Here is an 18,928-nt window from a genome sequence, read left to right as displayed (position 1 = left end):
AGTGACGAGATGTGGGAGTCGTTTGTGCGATGAGCCCTCCCGGGTGGCAGCATGGACCAGGTGAGTGTTGCTCCCACAGAGATCGAACGCCCGCAGTCGGCGGAGGAGTCCTTCGCCGTGCCCGAGCCCGACGTGCCGTGGGTGACGCTCGTCCACAACGACCCGGTGAACCTGATGAGCTACGTCACCTACGTCTTCCAGGCCTACTTCGGCTACTCCAAGGACAAGGCGCACAAGCTGATGCTCGACGTCCATCACAAGGGGCGCGCCGTCGTCTCCAGCGGCAGCCGCGAGGAAATGGAGCGCGACGTGCAGGCCATGCACGGCTACGGCCTGTGGGCGACCCTCTCCCAGGACCGCGGCTGATGGCATCTCACTTCGAGCCCGTCCCCGGCGGTGGCGCCGCCGTCGCGCTCGACGAGGTCGAGATCTCCATCCTTCGCTCGCTGGCCGTACAGCTTCTTGAGCTGATCGGGCCCGGTGACGAGCCGGTCGAGGGTGAGGACCCGCTGGCCGCCCTGTTCGCGGAGGGGCCGAGCGAGCCGCCCGCGGACCCGGCGCTGGCGCGTCTGTTCCCGGAGGCGTACGGCGGACCCGACGCCGACGAGCAGGACGAGGAACTGCGCTCGCTCTCCGCGGAGTTCAGGCGCTTCACCGAGAACGACCTGCGCTCCCGCAAGCGCGACGACGCTCTCAGCGTCGTGCGCACCCTCGACTCGCTGACGGCCGCCGGTGACGGCGGCGCCGTGCTGAAGCTGACCGCGGACGACTGCCTGCACTGGCTCGGCGCGCTCAACGACCTGCGCCTGACCATCGGTACGCGGCTCGAGGTGGCCGACGAGGACGACAACGGCGAGCTGTACCGGCTGCCGGACTCCGACCCGCGCAAGCCCATGGTGATGGCCTATCTCTGGCTCGGCGCGCTCCAGGAGACGCTCGTTGAGACGTTGATGTCCTGATCCTCCGAGGTCCCGTTCTGTTCGCTCAACGGACACTCAAATCCGGATAACGATCGCATCACCGCATCGGCATGCTTTGCCGCGGTGAGGGAGTTATGCCCGCTTCTTTCTGTGGCGTGCGCCACAATTCCCCGGGTTGATCACTGTTACGACCGTGATAAATCTTCACGACCGCCCGGAGGACGCCACCCATGTCCCCGGGGGCGCTTGGGCCGGCAGACCGCCGGTAGCACTCCATCCACATCCGGGGGATCAGGACCTGGTCCGCAGCCGCGGTGCGCGGACCAGCATGGAGAAAGGGCGCATCACATGACCTCACTGCAGGTCGACAAGCACGATCGCAATGAGGCCGCAGGGTCCGCGGCGGGCACCGACGAGGGCTATCAGCGCGGACTGGGTGCTCGTCAGATCCAGATGATCGCGATCGGCGGGGCCATCGGCACGGGTCTGTTCCTCGGCGCGGGCAAGGCCATTTCCAAGGCCGGACCCAGCCTCATCCTGGCCTATGCGATCGCGGGCCTGGTCATCTTCTTCATCATGCGGGCGCTGGGCGAACTGCTCATGTACCGCCCGGTCTCGGGGTCCTTCTCCGAGTACGCACGCGAATTCGTGGGCCCCTTCGCGGGTTTCGTCACCGGCTGGACGTACTGGCTCTTCTGGGTCGTCACCGGCATCACCGAAGTCACCGCGGCCGCCACCTATATGACGTACTGGTGGGACATCCCGCAGTGGCTGTCCGCACTCGTCTTCACCATCATCCTGTACGGCGCGAACCTGATCTCCGTGAAGCTCTTCGGTGAGCTCGAGTTCTGGTTCTCGATGGTCAAGGTGACCGCCATCATCGGCATGATCCTGATCTGCGCCGGGGTGCTCACGCTCGGCTTCTCCGACGCCGGCGACACCGCGTCCGTGACCCACCTGTGGTCCGACGGCGGCTTCTTCCCCAAGGGCATCGGCGGCACACTGATGACCCTTCAGATCGTGATGTTCGCCTTCCTCGCGGTCGAGTTGGTCGGTGTCACCGCCGGCGAGTCCAAGGACCCCGAGACGACCCTCCCCAAGGCCATCAACACCGTGCCGTGGCGTATCGCCGTCTTCTACGTCGGCGCGCTGATCATGATCCTTTCGGTGGTCCCGTGGACCCACTTCCAGCCTGGCATCTCGCCCTTCGTGGCCGCCTTCGAGCAGATGGGCCTCGGCATCGGAGCGGCGATCGTCAACTTCGTCGTGCTCACCGCGGCGCTCTCGTCCTGCAACTCCGGCATGTACTCCACCGGCCGCATGCTGCGCGACCTGGCGCTCAACGGCCAGGGCCCCAAGGCCTTCACCAAGCTGACCAGGAGCGGCACGCCGCTGGTCGGCACCACCGTCTCCGCGGCGCTGATGCTGGTCGGCGTCTGGATCAACTACCAGTGGCCGGGCGACGCGTTCAACTACGTCGTCTCCTTCGCGACCATCTCCGGCATGTGGGCCTGGATCATGATCCTGGTCTGCCAGATCCGCTACCGCGCCAAGGCGGACCGCGGCGAGGTGCCGCAGTCCACCTTCCGGGCGCCCGGCGCCCCGTACACCAGCTGGTTCGCGCTGCTGTTCATCGGCATGGTCATCGTGATGATGGGCATCGACAAGGACGCGCGGATCTCGCTGTACTGCGCACCCCTGTGGGGCCTGATCCTCGGCGTCTCCTACATGGTGCTGCGCAGGCGCAACCCGCAGGGCGCGGCCTTCGCCAAGCGCTGAAACCCTTGGCGGGGCGTCACCGACGTCCAGCATTCGGGCAGGCCCGACCGGTCTTCGGTACGGGCCCGCCCTCCTGCTTATCCTGTCGGTCATGCTGACCATCACCGAGGCCCTGTACGACCAGATCGTCGCGCACGCCCGCGCCGACCACCCCGACGAGGCATGCGGCATGGTCGCGGGCCCCGAGGGCAGCGGCCGCCCCGAGCGGTTCATCCCGATGCTGAACGCCGCCCGCTCGCCCACGTTCTACGAGTTCGACTCGGCGGATCTGCTGAGGCTCTACCGGGAGCTGGACGACCGCGACGAAGAGCCAGTGATCATCTACCACTCGCACACCGCGACCGAGGCGTATCCGTCCCGTACGGACATCAGCTACGCCAACGAGCCCGGAGCGCACTACGTCCTCGTTTCCACGGCGGACTCCGACGGCACGGGCCCGTTCCAGTTCCGCTCTTTCCGCATCGTGGACGGCGAGATCACCGAGGAAGACGTCAAGGTCGTCGAGGCGTACTGAGCCTGCCGAGCAGGACCCCTTCCGCATACTGAGCGGAATTCGTCCAGCATGCGAGATCACATACCGGAACCCGGACGGGGAATCGATACGATGACCGCATGGTTCCCCATGACGTGAGTGACAGGACGCCGGGCACGCCGCTGCTCGTTGCGCGGCTGCACGTCGACCTGTGCCGCCTCGCAAGCGCGATGTGTACGGACCGCGCTGCGCTCTGAGCGCATCCACAGCACCACCCCCTGCGCGGGGGGCAGAAGCCGCGCGCCCGTTACACACCCCGCCACACTCCCGACAGGAGCCCATGTCATGGCCATCGAGGTCCGCATCCCGACCATCCTCCGTACGTACACCGACGGCGCCAAGGCCGTCGAGGGCAGCGGTGACACGCTCGCCGAGCTGTTCGCAGACCTCGAGACCCGGCACAACGGCATCCACGAGCGGATCGTGGACGGCGACAAACTGCGCCGCTTCGTGAACGTGTACCTGAACGACGAGGACGTCCGTTTCCTGGACGGCATCTCCACCAAGCTCGCCCACGGCGACAGCGTCACGATCCTTCCTGCCGTCGCCGGAGGATCTGCCGCGGCGAAGCCGCGTCCGGCTGGCATGGCGACCGGGCGACGGGTGGGAAGGCGCTGATGCGGTACGACTCCCCGCTGGCGGCCGTCGGGAACACCCCGCTGGTCCGCCTGCCACGGCTGTCCCCCTCGGAGGAGGTCCGCATCTGGGCCAAGCTCGAGGACCGCAACCCGACCGGCTCGATCAAGGACCGCCCGGCGCTCCACATGATCGAGCAGGCGGAGAAGGACGGCCGCCTGACGCCGGGCTGCACGATCCTGGAGCCGACGTCGGGGAACACAGGAATCTCGCTCGCCATGGCGGCGAAGCTCAAGGGCTACCGCATCGTGTGCGTGATGCCGGAGAACACGTCCCAGGAACGGCGGGACCTGCTCGCGATGTGGGGCGCGGAGATCATCTCGTCGCCGGCCGCGGGAGGGTCGAACACGGCGGTCCGCGTCGCCAAGGAACTGGCCGCGGAGAACCCCACCTGGGTGATGCTCTACCAGTACGGCAACCCGCACAACGCGGGCGCGCACTACGCCACGACCGGCCCGGAGATTCTGGCCGACCTGCCGTCGATCACCCACTTCGTGGCGGGCCTGGGCACGACGGGCACGCTGATGGGAGCCGGCCGCTTCCTGCGCGAACACAAGCCCGACATCAAGATCGTCGCCGCGGAGCCGCGCTACGACGACCTCGTCTACGGCCTGCGCAACCTGGACGAGGGCTTCGTCCCCGAGCTGTACGACGCCTCGGTCCTGACGACCCGCTTCTCGGTGGGCTCGGCGGACGCGGTCAGGCGAACCCGTGAACTCCTCCAGCAGGAGGGCATCTTCGCGGGAGTGTCGACGGGAGCGGCGCTGCACGCGGCGATCGGCGTCGGCAAGAAGGCGGTGTCGGCGGGCGAACAGGCGGACATCGTGTTCGTGGTCGCGGACGGCGGCTGGAAGTACCTGTCGACGGGCGTCTACACGGCCCCGACGACGGAGGCGGCCATCGAGGCATTGCAGGGCCAGCTCTGGGCGTAGCGCTCACGCCGCGACGGGGACGTTGCCCTGCGGTGCGAGCCGGGCGTGGGTTCCGGTGGCCGCCCAGCCGCGAACCGTGCGGCTGGGTCGCGGGCTGCTTGGCGGGCCCGCGCGGCCCGGAGTGCTCGTCCCGCGTGGCCGGGGCTTACGTGGAGCCGCGCAGGAGGTCTTCGGGTTTGCGAGACCGGGCGGCTGAGTCCTTGCCATGCGAGTCGTACGTCGGGTTCCTCACGACCTTTGTGCCGCGAACCCGACGGCCCGTGCGGCCAGGAGCCCTCGCGCCGCGAAGCCGGCGCATCCCGGGGTGCAGGGCGTCAGCCCGGGCAGAAACCCCCACCTTCCCCGGGGTCCGGGGGCTTGCCCCCGGTTCGGGGAAGGGGCGGGGTGGGGAAAGAAACCCCTCACACCGCCAAGTGGCGGACCTGGTCCCACACCACCGGGTCCACCACCCCCACCCGTCTCCTGAACCCCCACACCCCCACGTCCCTCAGCTCCGCCGTCTCCAGAAAGCTCGCCCTCCCCTGCGCGTCGCCCACCGTCCCCGGTGGCAGGGAGATCACGCCCGGCCTCTCGTCGTGGTACTTGCTCGTGATCTTCGCGACCAGCGCCGTGTCGCCCCGTACCGAAAGCACCAGGCACGGCCTGTCCTTCGTGCGGGGGCGGTCTTCGTAAGGGACTTCCGCCCACCAGATTTCGCCCGGCTGCGGGCGCCGCTTCGGGGTACGGCGGGGGCCGGTCGGGCGGACCGGCGGGCGGGCCCGCCCGCCGGGGCGGCGGGCGTCCGAGCGCCCGCGCCCGTCCACCACCGCGGCGACCAGCGCGATCACCACCACGGCAAGCACCGCGAGCCACCACGACGTGTCCATACCGCAGACCGTACCGGCGCACGGCCGGACGCGCGCGCGCCGTCCGAACCGGTGACAGCGCAGGTGAGTTCCCCCACAACGGCCCGCCACCGAGGAGCGACCAGCCGTTTCGCGCCTTACGCTCGACAAACCGCACGACCTTCCCCTGCCGTTGCCGGACACCTGATGCACCCTCCGGCAGCAACCCGTATGTCCCCCCGCCCACCCTTCAGCCCAAGAGCCCCGCACGAGTCAACGGAGGTTCAAGCTCCATGAAGCTCACCGTCGTCGGCTGCTCGGGGTCGTTCCCGTCCGCGGAATCGGCCTGTTCGAGCTACCTCGTAGAGGCCGACGGCTTCCGGCTGCTTCTCGACATGGGCAACGGCGCCCTGGGCGAGCTGCAGCGCCACATCGGTCTCTACGACCTCGATGCCGTTTTTCTCAGCCATCTCCACGCGGACCACTGCATCGACATGTGCGGGTACTTCGTCGCCCGCTACTACCGCCAGGAGGGTGGCCGCTGCAGCCCCCTGCCGGTCTACGGACCGGAGGGCACCGAGCAGCGTCTGACCACCGCGTACGCGGACACCCCCTCGCCCACTTCCATGAGCGAGGTCTTCGACTTCCACACCCTGAAGTCCGGCAGCTTCGACATAGGCCCGTTCACCGTCCGTACGGAGCGGGTGGCCCATCCCGTCGAGGCGTACGCCGTCCGCCTGGAGCACGCGGGCAGGACGCTGACGTACTCCGGCGACACCGGCGTCTGCGAGCCGCTGCACGAACTCGCCGACGGCGCCGACCTGTTCCTGTGCGAGGCGTCCTTCAGCTACGGCAGGGAGGACATCCCGGACCTCCACCTCAACGGCCGCGAGGCCGGCGCCCACGCGCGGCGCGCGAACGTCGGGCGGCTCGTGCTGACGCACATCCCGCCGTGGACGGACGGCGCGCAGAACCTTGCCGACGCCCGCGCGGTATATGACGGCCCCGCCGAGCTGGCCGTCCCCGGCGCGGTCTACGAGGTCTGATCTCCGCACAGCCGAAGCCCCTGCTTCCGCCGGGAAGCAGGGGCTTCGGTGCGAATGCCCTGGGAAGGCGTGAGGCCTACTTCGCCTCGGCCTTCTGCAGTTCCGCCAGCTCCTCGTCGGACTCGCGGCCCGGCGTCGGGAGGTTGAACTTGATGATCGCGAAGCGGAAGACCGCGTAGTAGACGGCCGCGAAGCACAGGCCGACCAGCGCGAGCCCCCACGGGTTGGATGCGATGCCCAGGTTCAGGAAGAAGTCCACCGCGCCGGCCGAGAAGCCGAAGCCGTCCTTCATTCCGAGCGACCAGGTCAGCGCCATGGAGACTCCGGTGAGGACCGCGTGGATCGCGTACAGCGCCGGAGCGATGAACATGAAGGTGAACTCGATCGGCTCGGTCACACCGGTGACGAAGGACGTCAGCGCGAGCGAGAACATCATGCCGCCGATGACCTTGCGGCGCTCCGGGCGGGCACAGTGGACGATCGCGAGGCAGGCCGCCGGAAGGGCGAACATCATGATCGGGAAGAAGCCGGTCATGAACTGTCCGGCGGTCGGGTCACCGGCGAGGAAGCGGCCGATGTCACCGCTCTTGCCCTGGTAAGTACCGGCCTGGAACCACGGGAACGAGTTGAGCAGGTGGTGCATGCCGATCGGGATCAGCGCACGGTTGGCGACACCGAAGATGCCCGCGCCCGCGGCGCCCGAGCCGACCAGCCACTCACCGAAGTTGTGCAGCCCGGTGCCGAGGACCGGCCAGATCAGGCCGAAGACGATGCCGATGACCAGGCCCGCGAAGGCCGAGAGGATCGGGACGAGCCGGCGGCCGCCGAAGAAGCCCGCCCAGTCGGGCAGCTTGGTCCGGTAGAACTTCTGGTACAGCAGGGCGACGACTATGCCCATCACGACGCCGCCGAGGACCTTGGCGTCGACAGGGGCCTCGGTCATGACGATCTTGCCGTCGACGACCTTCGCGACCTTGGCCAGGTTCGGGTCGGTGAATGTGGCCAGCACGTTCTTGAAGACCAGGTAACCGGCGACGGCCGCGAGCGCGGTCGAGCCGTCGGACTTCTTGGCGAAACCGATCGCGATACCGACGGCGAACAGCAGTGCCATGTTGGCGAGGATCGCGTCGCCGCCGGCCGCCATGTAGCCGGCGAGCTTGGTGACGAAGTCCGGGAAGGACTCCCTGCCGAGCATGTCGGGCTGGCCGAAACGAACCAGGAGTGCGGCGGCGGGGAGCACCGCGACCGGCAGCATGAGGCTGCGGCCGATGCGCTGCATGACAGCCATCGCACCTGCGCCCGTCTTCTTCTTGTCCGCCGCGGGGGCGGCGCTTGCCGTGGTCATCTACTTCCTCCAAGTGGGCAAGGCGCCGCCGGGGAACAGAAAACGGGGGAGGGCGGCGTCTCATGGGGAACGCGGTCAGACCCGCGTGGTCTACACCACTCAGTGGTGTAGACCTGTTTTAGCATGTGAGTGGCGGATAAGGAACCTATGAATTTTGTGGGCTGGGGCATCGTGCGAAATTCGTGACATAAGGCCCCTGGACCGTGGGTCCAGGGGCCTTATGGGGTGTTACGTGTGACGCGGCTACTTGATGTTCTCCCGCTCCAGCTCGTCCCCGATCTCATCGGGTTCGCGCCCAGGTGTCTGGATGTTGAACGTGGTGATCGCGAACCGGAAGATCACGTAGTACAGCGCCGCGAAGCAGAGTCCGATCGGAATGATCAGCCAGGGTTTGGTCGCCAGGCCCCAGTTGATGACGTAGTCGATCAGGCCGGCCGAGAAGCTGAACCCGTCGTGTACGCCGAGCCCCCAGCTCACCGCCATCGAGACACCGGTCAGCACCGCGTGGACCGCGTACAGCAGCGGGGCGACGAACAAGAACGAGTACTCGATCGGCTCGGTGATGCCGGTGACGAGCGACGTCAGCGCGACCGAGAGCATCAGGCCTCCGATCTCCTTGCGGCGGTGCGGCTTGGCGCAGTGGGTGATGGCCAGCGCGGCGGCCGGGAGAGCGAACATCATGATCGGGAAGAAGCCCGTGGTGAACTGGCCCGCGTCCGGGTCGCCCGCCAGGAACATGGTGATGTCGCCGTGCACCACCATGCCGTCGGGCTTGGTGTAGCTGCCGAACTGGAAGAAGATCGGCACATTCAGGAACTGGTGCAGGCCGATGATCAGCAGCGCCCGGTTCGCGACGCCGAAGATGCCCGCACCCCAGGAGCCCAGGCCCACCAGCCAGTCACTGAAATTCTCGAGCGCGTCGCCGAGGGGCGGCCAGGCCCACAGGGAGAGGGCCGCGACCCCGATCGCGACGAAGGACATGATGATCGGGACGAGCCTGCGGCCGTTGAAGAAGCCCAGCCAGTCCACCAGCTTGGTGCGGTGGTAGCGCTGCCAGAAGTAGGCGCTCAGCAGGCCGATGACGATGCCGCCGAAGACGCCCGGATTCTGGTAAGTGAAGGACGCGACCGATCCGTCGGGCGCCTGGCAGCCCGTGACCACCGCCTTGGCCCCTTCCGCGCAGTCCTCGGGGAACTGGCGCAGCACGTTGTAGTAGACGAGGAAGCCGACCACGGCCGCGAGCGCGGTGGAGCCATCGGACTTCTTGGCCATGCCGATCGCGACGCCCACGCAGAACAGCAGCGGCAGGCCGAGGTTGCCGTCCAGCAGCGCGCCGCCCGCGCCCGCCATCACCTTGGCGACGTTGTCCCAGCCGAGTCCGTCGGCGCCGAAGACGTCGGGCTGGCCGAGGCGGTTGAGGATGCCGGCGGCGGGGAGTACGGCGATGGGCAGCTGGAGGCTGCGGCCCATCTTCTGCAGCCCTTGGAAGGCGCCTGTCCACCACGTCCGCTGCGGCTTCTGCTGCGGCGCGGCGGCGCTGTCGGAGCTCATTGGGGTCCTCCCGGAACAGGCCGTGGTTTGGCAGGTGTTGCAGACTGGTGTAGACCAGTTGCGGTACGGTCCCGGGCCCCGGTCGCGGGGGCGGGCACCAGTGATCGTCATCATTCGGTACGAGGCGGTTACGCGCCCGCGAACGTGGGCCAACCGTGCGTTACCGTGACAAAGTGGACCAATGGTGGGCCGAGGCAGCACTGAGCGCCCCGTACGGGCGCTCTTGATACGCAGGGAGAAAGACATGGCCAGCAAGGCTGAGAAGATCGTCGCCGGGCTCGGCGGAATCGACAACATCGAAGAGATCGAGGGCTGCATCACCCGCCTCCGCACCGAAGTCGTCGACCCGAGCAAGGTCGACGAAGCCGCCCTCAAGGCCGCAGGCGCACACGGCGTCGTCAAGATGGGCACCGCGATCCAGGTCGTCATCGGCACCGACGCCGACCCGATCGCCGCGGACATCGAAGACATGATGTAGCGCGCTCTCTCCCGGGCCCCGCCCCCACCTCCTGTCCGCGCCGCAGCGGGGTCCGGGGGCGGAGCACCCGCCCCACCTCAGGCAGCTAGGCTCGACGCCATGTCTCGAATCGACGGCCGCACCCCCGAACAGCTCCGCCCGGTCACCATCGAACGCGGATGGAGCAAGCACGCCGAGGGCTCCGTCCTCATCGCCTTCGGCGACACCAAGGTCTTCTGCACCGCCTCCGTCACCGAAGGTGTCCCGCGCTGGCGCAAGGGCAGCGGCGAAGGCTGGGTCACCGCCGAGTACTCGATGCTGCCGCGCTCCACCAACACCCGCGGCGACCGCGAATCCGTACGCGGCAAGATCGGCGGGCGCACGCACGAGATCTCCCGCCTCATCGGCCGCTCGCTGCGCGCGGTCATCGATTACAAGGCCCTCGGCGAGAACACCATCGTCCTGGACTGCGACGTCCTGCAGGCCGACGGCGGCACCCGCACCGCCGCGATCACCGGCGCCTATGTCGCCCTCGCCGACGCCGTCGCCTGGGCCCAGCACAAGAAGCTCGTCAAAGCCGGCCGCCGGCCGCTCACCGGAACCGTCGCCGCCGTCAGCGTCGGCATCGTCGACGGCACTCCGCTGCTCGACCTCTGCTACGAGGAAGACGTACGCGCCGAGACCGACATGAACGTCGTCTGCACCGGCGACGGCCGCTTCGTGGAAGTGCAGGGCACCGCCGAGGCCGAGCCCTTCGACCGCAAGGAGCTGGGCGCGCTCCTGGACCTGGCAACCGGCGGCTGCGCCGACCTCGCCGCGCTCCAGCGCGATGCCCTCGACCACACACTCGAAGGGTAAAGAAGCAACCAAGAACGCCCCGCGGGGCGTCACCGCCATTACGGGCGCACGGGCCGAACCGTGCGCCCGTCCGTATCCGGGGAGGACCGTTCCATGCCTGCGCGCCGCCGCATAGCCATCACGCTCGCCACTGCCGCGCTGCTCGTACCGATCACGGTCGGCTGCAGCGCCATCGACAAGGCACTCGACTGCGTCGAGACCGCCGATGCCATCGCCACCAGCGTCGACAAGCTCCAGCAGGCCGTCTCGACCGCCGCCGACGACCCGACGCAGGCCAAAGAAGCACTCGACGACATCGACCGGGAACTGAAGAACCTCAGCGACAAGACCGACAACGCCGACCTGAGCAAGGCAGTCGACAAGCTGAACACAGGCGTCGCCAACGTCCGCAAGTCGATCGAGAACGGCGACAGCACCCCGGACATCAAGCCCATCACCGACGCTGCCGGCGAGATCGGCAAGGTCTGCACATCCTGACAAACGGTCCGCGGGTCCACGAGCCCCGATAATCAGGAGCATGACCCGACTGATCCTCGCCACGCGCAACACCGGGAAAATCACCGAGCTGAGGGCCATCCTCGCCGACGCGGGCCTCACCCACGAACTCGTCGGCGCGGATGCCTACCCCGAAGTCCCCGACGTCAAGGAAACCGGCGTCACCTTCACCGAGAACGCGCTGCTGAAAGCGCACGCCCTCGCACAGGCCACCGGCCTCCCGGCCGTCTCCGACGACTCCGGCCTCTGCGTCGACGTCCTCGGCGGCGCGCCCGGCATCTTCTCCGCCCGCTGGGCAGGCCGCCACGGCGACGACCGCGCCAACCTGACCCTGCTCCTGGACCAGCTCTCCGACATCGACGAACTCCACCGCGGCGCCCACTTCGCCTGCGCGGCCGCCCTTGTCCTGCCCGACGGCACGGAACGTGTCGTCGAGGGCCGTCTGCGCGGCACCCTGCGCTACGCCCCCGAGGGCTCGGGCGGCTTCGGCTACGACCCGATCCTGCAGCCGGAGGGCGACACGCGCACGTGTGCGGAACTGACCCCTGAGGAGAAGAACGCGATCAGCCACCGGGGACACGCGTTTCGCGCGCTGGTTCCGGTGGTCCGGGAGCTGCTGGGCTGACGCCGGGTACGCCGAAGGGCGCGGCACCGATGCGGTGCTGCGCCCTTCGCTGTGGGCCCGGTGGGACTCGAACCCACGACACACCGGACCTAAACCGGCGCCCTCTTGGCCAGCTGGGGTACGGACCCGCGGCGCCCACTGTACTGTGCCTCGCCCCGAGGGTTCGAGAAGGATCTTGTCTGGCTGTGGCACGACGGGCAGAGGAAGCGCAGGTTTTCCAACCGGTTGTCGAGACGGTCGCCGTTGATGTGGTCGATCTCCAGGACGAGCGGCTTGCCCTGCCAAGTGGTCCCGGTGCCGCACTCGCCGCATGCCTGGCGTACCCCCGACTCGCCGAGCGCACGGCGCAGCAGCGCGGTCGTCGTCCGTGGAGATCCGGGTTCGAGTCGACGAAGGATCTCCGCAGCGGTCTTGCGCGTGGGTGACGGTCGGCCGCGCTGATGGCCCTGCCCCACGAAGTGGGCCGTGGAGATGCCGTGGATGGCGATGCTTCGCTGTACACGAGCGCGCCCGGCGCCGCCACTGGGGCAGCCAAGAGCGCGAAGCACCTCGGCCAGGCTGTACGACTCCGCCACGGCTCTGGCCAGTTCGTCTTGCGAAAAGGGTTCTCGCTGAGTGTTTCCGCGCCGCCCCGTGAAATGAGACGTGTCGATCCCGAACTGGTCGAGCTTCCGGCGAAGGTGGCTGTACACACTGTCGTAGGGCGCGACACCCATGAACTCCAGCATCCCGCGGATGTTCTGTGAACTGGCTGCGGCTTCAGCGAGCAGTTCCCGCGTGTACGAGTGGGGCTTGCGTCGGGGGAGGGGTTCGTGGTCAAAGTGCGAGGTGTCGATGCCGAACTGCCGCAACCGGTCCCGCAGATACCTGTACGGACCGCTGCCCAGGGGTACGTCCAGTCTGCGCAGCATGTCGACGAGGCTCGTGGAGGTGGCGGCAGTCCGGACCAGCAGGTCACGAGGGTACGCGTGGCGATTGCTCATGCCGTATGCCTCCGATTGCGGCCACGGTAAGTGTCAGTCACCGCATGACAGTTGGGGCAGAGTAGCCGGAGGTTCTCCGGGCGGTTGTCCCACCAGTCGCCGTTGCGGTGGTCGACTTCGAGTCGGAGCGGTTTGCCGTTCCATTCCGTTCCTGTGCCACATAGTGCGCACGACTCCTGGATCCCGGTCCGGAGCAGTTCGCGGCGCAGGCGTTCGCCCGGAATCCTGCCGTCGGCCGGCGAGCCCAGGACAAGTCGGTTTCCCAGGGACCCTTTCGGCCGGCCCCGGGGCGCGCGCAGGAAGTGTGAGGTGTCGATGCGCAACGCGGCTATCCGGCGGCCGATGTGAGCCTGGTTGCCGCCCACAGGGTTGATTCCCAACCGACGTACGACCTCGGCCACACTCCTGGAACAGGCGACCAGTTCGCGCAATGTTTCCTCGGTGTGGCGCACACCGGCAGGGGTGAAGTGCGACGTGTCGATGCCTGCCGCTGCCATCTTGGCGCGTATGTAGCGTCTGCTGCCCGGTGTCGGGTTGCCGCCGCACCAGCGGACCGCGTCGTCGAAGTTCGTCGTCTCGCGGGCCGCCTCGTCGAGTAGTTCCCGGGTGTACCTGACCGGCATGGTTCCCTCCATCCGGCTGCGCGTTCGCAGCATCGCACTGAGTAACGAGCCGCTTATCGGATGGTCGCGTCCGAAATGCAGAACGGCCCGCACTGCTTTCCGGTGCGAGTCGTTCGGGGAGCCGGGAGGCTCAGACACCCAGGTCCTTGATGATCTTGGCGACATGGCCGGTCGCCTTCACGTTGTACAGGGCACGCTCGACCTTGCCCTCCTCGTCCACGACCACCGTCGAACGGATGACACCGGTCACCGTCTTGCCGTACAGCTTCTTCTCGCCGAAAGCGCCGTACGCCTCCAGCGTCTCCTTCGACGGGTCGCCGACCAGCGTGACCTTCAGGGACTCCTTCTCACGGAACTTCGCCAGCTTCTCCGGCTTGTCCGGGGACACGCCGATCACGTCGTAGCCCGCGCCCGCCAGCAGCTCAAGATTGTCCGTGAAATCGCAGGCCTGCTTGGTGCAGCCAGGGGTAAGGGCGGCCGGGTAGAAGTAGACGATGACCTTGCGGCCCTTGTGGTCCGCGAGCGAGACCTCGTTGCCGTCCGCGTCGGGCAGCGTGAAGTCGGGGGCGGTGTCGCCGGGCTGGAGTCGCTCGCTCATGGTTCTCCTCGAAGACGTGCGGGGGGTGAGGTGAGGGTGTACGCCGCCGAGCGTAATAGGGGTGCCGTGGAGTGCGGGAGCGACCGAGCTGACAGACTGTCGAGGAAGGACTACCGGAATCGACGACGGAGGCAGCGCGGTGTCGGATGCCAGGACCCCTGCGCAGATCGAGGCGGACATCGTCCGCAGGCGCGAGCAGCTCGCCGAGACGCTCGACGAGATCGGTGTGCGGGTGCACCCGAAGACGGTCATCGGCGACGCCAGGGCCAGGCTTGCATCGTCCGTGGACCAGACGGCGGGCCGCGCCGTCGTCGCGGTGAACCGCACGGTGACCGACGTGAAGGCACAGTTCGTCGATGAGGACGGGGGCCCGCGCCTGGAGCGCCTGGTGCCGGTGGCACTGGTGGTCGTGGGAATTGTGGGGCTGCTCGCGGTGTCGGCGAGAAGGCGGCGGGGGTGACCCTCGCGCGTGCGGAGCGCTCCCGGGCAGGTAGGTTCGACTCGTGAGCGCCAACAGCCATGACCCCAGTACCACCCATGACAAGCTGCCGATCCGGATGCTGCACGACCGTGTGCTGGTCAGGACCGACATCCCGGAGGGTGAGCGGCGTTCCAGCGGCGGCATCGTCATCCCGGCGACCGCGGCCGTCGGCCGGCGGCTGGCCTGGGCCGAGGTGGTTGCCGTCGGGCAGAACGTGCGCACCGTGGAGCCGGGCGACCGGGTGCTGTACGACCCCGAGGACCGCGCCGAGGTCGAGGTGCGGGGTGTCGCGTATGTGCTGATGCGCGAGCGCGATCTGCATGCCGTCGCCGCGGACCGTTTCCAGGGCTCCGAGGACTCCACCGGGCTGTATCTCTAGCGGCATCTGTACGGACGGCGAAGGGCTGGTGGCCCAGGTCACCGGCCCTTTTGCCTGCCCTTTGCTACCGTGGATGCACCCGACGAGACGCGCCGTACCGGGTTGCCGCAAAGACGACGCACCCGTTGAAGTTCCGCGTCTCGGAGGTGCCGTCATGGCCTGGGTTCTGCTTGTTGTCGCCGGTCTGCTCGAGGTCGGCTGGTCGATCGGCATGAAGTTCACCGACGGGTTCACCCGGCTGTGGCCGAGCATGTTCACCGGTCTGGGGATCGTCGCCAGCATGATGCTGCTGTCGTACGCCGCCAGGAGTCTGCCGATCGGCACGGCGTACGGCGTCTGGGTCGGCATCGGCGCGGCCGGTGCGGCCGTGGTCGGCATGGTCACCCTGAACGAGCCCGCGACCGCGGCCCGGATCTTCTTCGTGTGTCTGCTGCTGGTCGCGGTGGTCGGTCTGAAGGCGACCTCGGGTCACTGACCCCGCTCAGCGACGGGGGTCACTGACTGGGCCGGCGACGGCTGGGCGCGGGTCTGCTGTCCACGCCCCCGTCCGCCGTCCCGCCGCCCGTGTCGTTCCCGCCGATGATTCCGCCGGTCGTCGTGCCCCCGTCCGCCGTCCCTCCGGTGGCCGTGCCCCCGTCGGTGCCTCCTCCGGTGGTCGTCCCGCCGTCCGTCTGCCCGCCGTCCGTCTGCCCGCCGTCCGTGGTGCCGCCGTCGTCGGTGCCGCCGTCCGTCTGGCCACCGGTCTGCCCCTGACTCTGCCCCTGGTTCTGCCCCTGCGTCTGGCCCTGGTCCTGGCCCTGCGTCTGGCCGGGGGGCAGGCTCGGCGGGCTGGAGCCAGGAGCCTGTGGGGAATCGTCCGGGGGCTCGGGCTCCTCCGGAGGCTCGGCCTCCTCCGCCCCCTCCTGCAGCTCCAGGTCGAACTCCTCGATGTCGGAGTCCTCCAGCGCGAGCCCGGTGAACTGGCCCCAGATCTTCGCCGGTGCTCCGCCGCCGTTGATCCGCGGCAGCCCCAGCGCCCCGTACAGCGGCTTGTGCGCCCCGGTCGCCGGGTCCTGGCCCATCACCGCGACGACGGTCGCCAGGTCCGGGGTGTAGCCCGCGAACCAGGCGGCCTGGTCCTCCTCCGCCGTGCCGGTCTTGCCGGCGGCCGGGCGGCCCGCGGAGCGGGCCTCGGTGCCCGTGCCGCCCTCGACCACGCTCTGCAGGATCGAGGTCGTCGTGTCGGCGGCCTCCCGGCTGACGGCCTGTTCGGGGCCCGCCTTGGGCAGAGGGACGTCGATGCCGTCCTTGGAGACCTTCTCGACCAGGGTGTACGTGCCGTGCCTGCCGTGGTTGGCGAGCGTCGCGTAGGCCTCCGTCATGTCGAGGACGCTCGCGGTCGCGGGGCCGAGCGCGATGGAGGGGGAGGCGTGCAGGTCCGGGGTGTTCGCCGGGATCCCCAGGGCGGTCGCCGTCTTTCTGACCCTGGCGGGCCCGACGTCCAGGGCCATTTGCGCGTACACGGCGTTGACGGACCTGTCGGTGGCGGTGCGTACGGTGATGGGCCCGTACGAGAAGTCGTCCTCGTTGGCGGGGGCGTAGGGCTTTCCGCTCCAGCCCTGGACCGGGCGCCTGTTGGTGCCGTCGTAGACGGTGTTGGGGGTGATGTGCCGGCCGTCCTGGGTTTCGGAGCCGTGCTCGACGGCGGAGGTGAAGACGAACGGTTTGAAGGTGGAGCCGACTTGGTAGTCACGGCGGGTCGCGTTGTTGACGTACTGCTTGGTGTAGTCGACGCCGCCGTACATGGCGAGGACCTTCCCGGTGGCCGGATCGATGGAGGCGCCGCCCACCCGGACGATGCGGTCGGCCTCGCGGTCCGGGGCGAGTCTGGACATCACCTGGTCGTCGACCGCCTGTCTGAAGGCGTTCTGCTTGTCGCGCTGCAGTGTGGTCGTGATCCGGTAGCCGCCGGTGGCCAGGGTGTTCTCGTCGATGATCTTGTTGCTGGTGAGGTAGTCCTCGACGGCCTGGACGATATAGCCGCGCTGGCCCGACAGTCCGGTCGCGGGCTTCGCGGTCCGCGGCACCGGGAAGGTCATGGCCGCGCGCGCGGCGGGGCTGAGCCACTTCTTCGTGACCATGCCGTCGAGGGTGTAGTTCCAGCGGGCGAGCGCGGCGGCCCGGTTCTCCGGGTGCGTGGCGACGTCGTACGCGCTCGGGGCGTTGAGCAGGGACGCGAGGTAGGCGCCCTGCGCCGTGTCGAGGTCCTTGATGTCCTTGCCGTAGTACGCCTGGGCGGCGGCCTGGATGCCGTATGCGTTGCGTCCGAAATAGCTGGTGTTGAGATAGCCCTCGAGGATGTCGCTCTTGCTCTCCTCGCGCCCCAGCTTGATCGCGATGAAGAACTCCTTCCACTTCCGCGAGATCGTCTGCTCCTGGCCCAGGTAGTAGTTCTTGACGTACTGCTGGGTGATGGTGGAGCCGGACTGCCTGCCCTTCCCGGTCAGGGTGTTCCAGGCGGCGCGGACCATCGCCTTGGGGTCGACGGCGCGCTCGGAGTAGAAGTCCCGGTCCTCGGCGGCCAGTACGGCCCGCTGCACGGTCAGCGGGACCTGCGCGAGGCCCACGTTCTCGCGGTTGACCTCGCCGTCACGGGCGATCTGTGTGCCGTCCTTGTAGAGGTAGACATTGGACTGGGCGGTGGCCGCGGCATTGGCGGACGGGATGTCGACGAGCATGTAGCCGGCCAGGAAGCCGCCGATCAGCAGCAGGGTGATGAGCAGGAACGCGCCGAGCACCATCCGCCAGGTGGGGACGAGGCGGCGCCACCCGGTGCGCCCGGGACGGGTCTTGGTGCCTTTCTTCCCCGGCCCGGCCCCGGGCCCCGGTCCGGCGACGGTCGCGTCCCGAGGTGTCCAGCCCTGCCGCTGTGGCTCGTCGCTCATAGGCACATACTGCCCTTTTGGGTGGGTTATCCAGCGGAGCCAGGACCCCCGGGCGCAAAAGCCGTCGCGTGGGCCGGCGGTGCTGGGCTAGGGTCGTGCGCTTTGGTGCCTTCAGGGGGAGGGAGTCCAGGTGCGGCTGTACGCGGCCGTTGCGGCGGGCGGATTCCGGCGCCATGCGACCTACCGGATGGCCACGGCGGCGGGGGTGTTCACCAACACCGTCTTCGGCTTCATCCTGGCGTACACCTACAGAGCCCTCTGGGACGAGCGGCCCCACCTGGGCGGTTACGACATGGCCGAGGCGCTCGCCTATGTGTGGATCGGTCAGGCGCTGCTGGCCACCGCCGGGCTGATGGGCGGGGGCTTCGAGGACGAGCTGATCGAGCGGATCAAGACGGGCGACATCGCCATCGACCTGTACCGGCCAGTGGACCTCCAACTGTGGTGGTTCTCGGCCAACTTGGGGCGCGCCCTGTTCCATCTGCTCGGACGCGGCGTGGTGCCGATGGTGGTGGGCGCGTTCGCCTTCGACCTCGCGCTGCCGTCGAGGGCGCTCACCTGGCCGGCCTTCCTCCTGTCGGTGGCGCTGGGTGTGACGGTCAGTTTCGCGGTCTGGTACCTGGTGGCGCTGAGCGCGTTCTGGCTGATGGACGGCGCCGGTACGGCGCAGATCGCCTGGCTCGCGGGCATGTTCTTCTCCGGGATGCTGCTGCCGCTGAACGTCTTCCCGGGCGCGCTGGGCGAGGTCGCGCGGGCGTTGCCCTGGGCGTCGATGCTCCAGGTCCCGGCGGATGTCTTCCTGGAGAAGCGCACGGGGTGGGCGCTGGTGGGGGCGTACGCGTTCCAGCTCGGCTGGGCGGTCGTCCTGCTGGCCGCGGGGCGCTTCGTCCAGTCCGCGGCCACCCGGAGGGTGGTGGTGCAGGGTGGGTGAGTCCTGGCG

24 protein-coding genes, 1 tRNA gene and 1 riboswitch are annotated in these 18,928 nt (G+C 68.6%); of the genes, 17 read left to right on the top strand and 8 right to left on the bottom strand.

Annotated features, from left to right (window positions below; genetic code table 11):
• Positions 1–51: 51 nt before the first annotated feature.
• From clpS to FBY35_RS31760, 7 genes are all read left to right on the top strand, one after another.
• Positions 52–366 carry an ATP-dependent Clp protease adapter ClpS gene (gene clpS / locus FBY35_RS31785; protein ID WP_142217378.1) on the top strand — a complete coding sequence of 105 codons (315 nt, stop codon included), beginning with the start codon at positions 52–54 and terminating at the stop codon, positions 364–366.
• Positions 366–959 (top strand): DUF2017 domain-containing protein, encoded by a 594-nt coding sequence (locus tag FBY35_RS31780; protein ID WP_142217377.1) that lies wholly within the window; start codon positions 366–368, stop codon positions 957–959. Before clpS ends, FBY35_RS31780 begins: the two co-directional genes overlap by 1 nt.
• A 309-nt stretch (positions 960–1,268) precedes the next feature.
• Positions 1,269–2,699, top strand: a complete 1,431-nt coding sequence (locus FBY35_RS31775; protein ID WP_142217376.1) for an amino acid permease — start codon at positions 1,269–1,271, stop codon at positions 2,697–2,699.
• A 91-nt stretch (positions 2,700–2,790) separates the two neighbouring features.
• Positions 2,791–3,213, top strand: a complete 423-nt coding sequence (locus FBY35_RS31770) for a Mov34/MPN/PAD-1 family protein (protein ID WP_142217375.1) — start codon at positions 2,791–2,793, stop codon at positions 3,211–3,213.
• A 98-nt stretch (positions 3,214–3,311) separates the two neighbouring features.
• A complete protein-coding gene (locus tag FBY35_RS37830) occupies positions 3,312–3,428 on the top strand; it encodes a putative leader peptide (RefSeq protein ID WP_313904722.1) in 117 nt (38 codons plus the stop codon).
• A gap of 88 nt (positions 3,429–3,516) precedes the next feature.
• Positions 3,517–3,849, top strand: coding sequence for a MoaD/ThiS family protein (locus FBY35_RS31765; protein WP_142217374.1), 333 nt, complete (start codon positions 3,517–3,519; stop codon positions 3,847–3,849).
• Complete coding sequence (locus FBY35_RS31760) at positions 3,849–4,799, top strand: PLP-dependent cysteine synthase family protein (protein WP_142217373.1); 951 nt, start codon at positions 3,849–3,851, stop codon at positions 4,797–4,799. The genes FBY35_RS31765 and FBY35_RS31760 overlap by 1 nt, the downstream gene beginning before the upstream one ends.
• 401 nt (positions 4,800–5,200) lie before the next feature.
• On the opposite strand, the gene FBY35_RS31755 is transcribed toward FBY35_RS31760, so the two are convergent.
• Positions 5,201–5,665, bottom strand: coding sequence for a type II toxin-antitoxin system PemK/MazF family toxin (locus FBY35_RS31755; protein ID WP_142217372.1), 465 nt, complete (start codon positions 5,663–5,665; stop codon positions 5,201–5,203).
• A 251-nt stretch (positions 5,666–5,916) separates the two neighbouring features.
• Here FBY35_RS31755 and FBY35_RS31750 point away from each other — a divergent pair, with 251 nt between their 5' ends.
• Positions 5,917–6,669, top strand: a complete 753-nt coding sequence (locus FBY35_RS31750) for an MBL fold metallo-hydrolase (protein WP_142217371.1) — start codon at positions 5,917–5,919, stop codon at positions 6,667–6,669.
• 76 nt (positions 6,670–6,745) lie between these two features.
• Here the strand turns inward: FBY35_RS31750 and FBY35_RS31745 are convergent, their stop codons facing one another.
• Positions 6,746–8,014: a PTS transporter subunit EIIC gene (locus tag FBY35_RS31745; RefSeq protein WP_142217370.1), complete on the bottom strand. Its 1,269-nt coding sequence runs from the start codon at positions 8,012–8,014 to the stop codon at positions 6,746–6,748.
• Positions 8,015–8,257: 243 nt separating this feature from the next.
• The gene (locus FBY35_RS31740; RefSeq protein ID WP_142217369.1) at positions 8,258–9,565 is read right to left on the bottom strand and encodes a PTS transporter subunit EIIC; all 1,308 of its coding nucleotides are present in this window, start codon (positions 9,563–9,565) and stop codon (positions 8,258–8,260) included.
• Positions 9,566–9,809: 244 nt separating this feature from the next.
• On the opposite strand from FBY35_RS31740, the gene FBY35_RS31735 reads away from it, so the two are divergent.
• From FBY35_RS31735 to rdgB, 4 genes are all read left to right on the top strand, one after another.
• Complete coding sequence (locus FBY35_RS31735; protein WP_142217368.1) at positions 9,810–10,043, top strand: glucose PTS transporter subunit EIIB; 234 nt, start codon at positions 9,810–9,812, stop codon at positions 10,041–10,043.
• Between the two features lie 99 nt (positions 10,044–10,142).
• Positions 10,143–10,880, top strand: coding sequence for a ribonuclease PH (gene rph, locus FBY35_RS31730; RefSeq protein ID WP_142217367.1), 738 nt, complete (start codon positions 10,143–10,145; stop codon positions 10,878–10,880).
• A gap of 93 nt (positions 10,881–10,973) precedes the next feature.
• Positions 10,974–11,357 carry a hypothetical protein gene (locus tag FBY35_RS31725; protein WP_142217366.1) on the top strand — a complete coding sequence of 128 codons (384 nt, stop codon included), beginning with the start codon at positions 10,974–10,976 and terminating at the stop codon, positions 11,355–11,357.
• A gap of 40 nt (positions 11,358–11,397) precedes the next feature.
• The gene (gene rdgB / locus FBY35_RS31720) at positions 11,398–12,000 is read left to right on the top strand and encodes an RdgB/HAM1 family non-canonical purine NTP pyrophosphatase (RefSeq protein ID WP_142217365.1); all 603 of its coding nucleotides are present in this window, start codon (positions 11,398–11,400) and stop codon (positions 11,998–12,000) included.
• Between the two features lie 52 nt (positions 12,001–12,052).
• On the opposite strand, the gene FBY35_RS31715 is transcribed toward rdgB, so the two are convergent.
• Positions 12,053–12,128: transfer RNA gene (locus tag FBY35_RS31715), tRNA-Leu, on the bottom strand.
• Positions 12,090–12,257: an HNH endonuclease gene (locus FBY35_RS37565; RefSeq protein ID WP_260848975.1), complete on the bottom strand. Its 168-nt coding sequence runs from the start codon at positions 12,255–12,257 to the stop codon at positions 12,090–12,092. Before FBY35_RS37565 ends, FBY35_RS31715 begins: the two co-directional genes overlap by 39 nt.
• On the opposite strand from FBY35_RS37565, the gene FBY35_RS37560 reads away from it, so the two are divergent.
• A complete protein-coding gene (locus FBY35_RS37560) occupies positions 12,186–12,425 on the top strand; it encodes a hypothetical protein (protein WP_260848880.1) in 240 nt (79 codons plus the stop codon). The genes FBY35_RS37565 and FBY35_RS37560 overlap by 72 nt on opposite strands.
• A gap of 554 nt (positions 12,426–12,979) precedes the next feature.
• Here the strand turns inward: FBY35_RS37560 and FBY35_RS31705 are convergent.
• Positions 12,980–13,606, bottom strand: a complete 627-nt coding sequence (locus FBY35_RS31705) for an HNH endonuclease (RefSeq protein ID WP_142217364.1) — start codon at positions 13,604–13,606, stop codon at positions 12,980–12,982.
• 130 nt (positions 13,607–13,736) lie between these two features.
• Positions 13,737–14,204, bottom strand: a complete 468-nt coding sequence (gene bcp, locus FBY35_RS31700; RefSeq protein WP_142217363.1) for a thioredoxin-dependent thiol peroxidase — start codon at positions 14,202–14,204, stop codon at positions 13,737–13,739.
• Positions 14,205–14,343: 139 nt separating this feature from the next.
• Between bcp and FBY35_RS31695 the strand changes: the two genes are divergently transcribed.
• The 3 genes from FBY35_RS31695 (at position 14,344) to FBY35_RS31685 (ending at position 15,539) form a co-directional block, all read left to right on the top strand.
• Positions 14,344–14,664: a DUF3618 domain-containing protein gene (locus FBY35_RS31695; protein WP_142217362.1), complete on the top strand. Its 321-nt coding sequence runs from the start codon at positions 14,344–14,346 to the stop codon at positions 14,662–14,664.
• 43 nt (positions 14,665–14,707) lie between these two features.
• A complete protein-coding gene (locus FBY35_RS31690) occupies positions 14,708–15,064 on the top strand; it encodes a co-chaperone GroES (RefSeq protein WP_142217361.1) in 357 nt (118 codons plus the stop codon).
• Positions 15,065–15,122: 58 nt separating this feature from the next.
• Positions 15,123–15,187, top strand: a riboswitch (guanidine-III (ykkC-III) riboswitch).
• Between the two features lie 31 nt (positions 15,188–15,218).
• Positions 15,219–15,539, top strand: a complete 321-nt coding sequence (locus FBY35_RS31685) for a multidrug efflux SMR transporter (RefSeq protein ID WP_142217360.1) — start codon at positions 15,219–15,221, stop codon at positions 15,537–15,539.
• 19 nt (positions 15,540–15,558) lie between these two features.
• On the opposite strand, the gene FBY35_RS31680 is transcribed toward FBY35_RS31685, so the two are convergent.
• Positions 15,559–17,988 (bottom strand): transglycosylase domain-containing protein, encoded by a 2,430-nt coding sequence (locus FBY35_RS31680; protein ID WP_142217359.1) that lies wholly within the window; start codon positions 17,986–17,988, stop codon positions 15,559–15,561.
• Positions 17,989–18,118: 130 nt separating this feature from the next.
• On the opposite strand from FBY35_RS31680, the gene FBY35_RS31675 reads away from it, so the two are divergent.
• Positions 18,119–18,919 carry an ABC-2 family transporter protein gene (locus FBY35_RS31675; protein WP_142217358.1) on the top strand — a complete coding sequence of 267 codons (801 nt, stop codon included), beginning with the start codon at positions 18,119–18,121 and terminating at the stop codon, positions 18,917–18,919.
• Positions 18,920–18,928: the final 9 nt, after the last annotated feature.

The organism is Streptomyces sp. SLBN-118 (assembly GCF_006715635.1).
GTDB lineage: Bacteria > Actinomycetota > Actinomycetes > Streptomycetales > Streptomycetaceae > Streptomyces.
This window is presented reverse-complemented; position numbering and strand designations above follow the sequence as displayed.

Coding starts and splice junctions, on each gene's coding strand:
- clpS (WP_142217378.1), top strand. CDS start 52: ATGGACCAGGTGAGTGTTGCTCCCACAGAGATCGAACGCCCGCAGTCG.
- FBY35_RS31780 (WP_142217377.1), top strand. CDS start 366: ATGGCATCTCACTTCGAGCCCGTCCCCGGCGGTGGCGCCGCCGTCGCG.
- FBY35_RS31775 (WP_142217376.1), top strand. CDS start 1,269: ATGACCTCACTGCAGGTCGACAAGCACGATCGCAATGAGGCCGCAGGG.
- FBY35_RS31770 (WP_142217375.1), top strand. CDS start 2,791: ATGCTGACCATCACCGAGGCCCTGTACGACCAGATCGTCGCGCACGCC.
- FBY35_RS37830 (WP_313904722.1), top strand. CDS start 3,312: ATGGTTCCCCATGACGTGAGTGACAGGACGCCGGGCACGCCGCTGCTC.
- FBY35_RS31765 (WP_142217374.1), top strand. CDS start 3,517: ATGGCCATCGAGGTCCGCATCCCGACCATCCTCCGTACGTACACCGAC.
- FBY35_RS31760 (WP_142217373.1), top strand. CDS start 3,849: ATGCGGTACGACTCCCCGCTGGCGGCCGTCGGGAACACCCCGCTGGTC.
- FBY35_RS31755 (WP_142217372.1), bottom strand. CDS start 5,665: ATGGACACGTCGTGGTGGCTCGCGGTGCTTGCCGTGGTGGTGATCGCG.
- FBY35_RS31750 (WP_142217371.1), top strand. CDS start 5,917: ATGAAGCTCACCGTCGTCGGCTGCTCGGGGTCGTTCCCGTCCGCGGAA.
- FBY35_RS31745 (WP_142217370.1), bottom strand. CDS start 8,014: ATGACCACGGCAAGCGCCGCCCCCGCGGCGGACAAGAAGAAGACGGGC.
- FBY35_RS31740 (WP_142217369.1), bottom strand. CDS start 9,565: ATGAGCTCCGACAGCGCCGCCGCGCCGCAGCAGAAGCCGCAGCGGACG.
- FBY35_RS31735 (WP_142217368.1), top strand. CDS start 9,810: ATGGCCAGCAAGGCTGAGAAGATCGTCGCCGGGCTCGGCGGAATCGAC.
- rph (WP_142217367.1), top strand. CDS start 10,143: ATGTCTCGAATCGACGGCCGCACCCCCGAACAGCTCCGCCCGGTCACC.
- FBY35_RS31725 (WP_142217366.1), top strand. CDS start 10,974: ATGCCTGCGCGCCGCCGCATAGCCATCACGCTCGCCACTGCCGCGCTG.
- rdgB (WP_142217365.1), top strand. CDS start 11,398: ATGACCCGACTGATCCTCGCCACGCGCAACACCGGGAAAATCACCGAG.
- FBY35_RS31705 (WP_142217364.1), bottom strand. CDS start 13,606: ATGCCGGTCAGGTACACCCGGGAACTACTCGACGAGGCGGCCCGCGAG.
- bcp (WP_142217363.1), bottom strand. CDS start 14,204: ATGAGCGAGCGACTCCAGCCCGGCGACACCGCCCCCGACTTCACGCTG.
- FBY35_RS31685 (WP_142217360.1), top strand. CDS start 15,219: ATGGCCTGGGTTCTGCTTGTTGTCGCCGGTCTGCTCGAGGTCGGCTGG.
- FBY35_RS31680 (WP_142217359.1), bottom strand. CDS start 17,988: ATGAGCGACGAGCCACAGCGGCAGGGCTGGACACCTCGGGACGCGACC.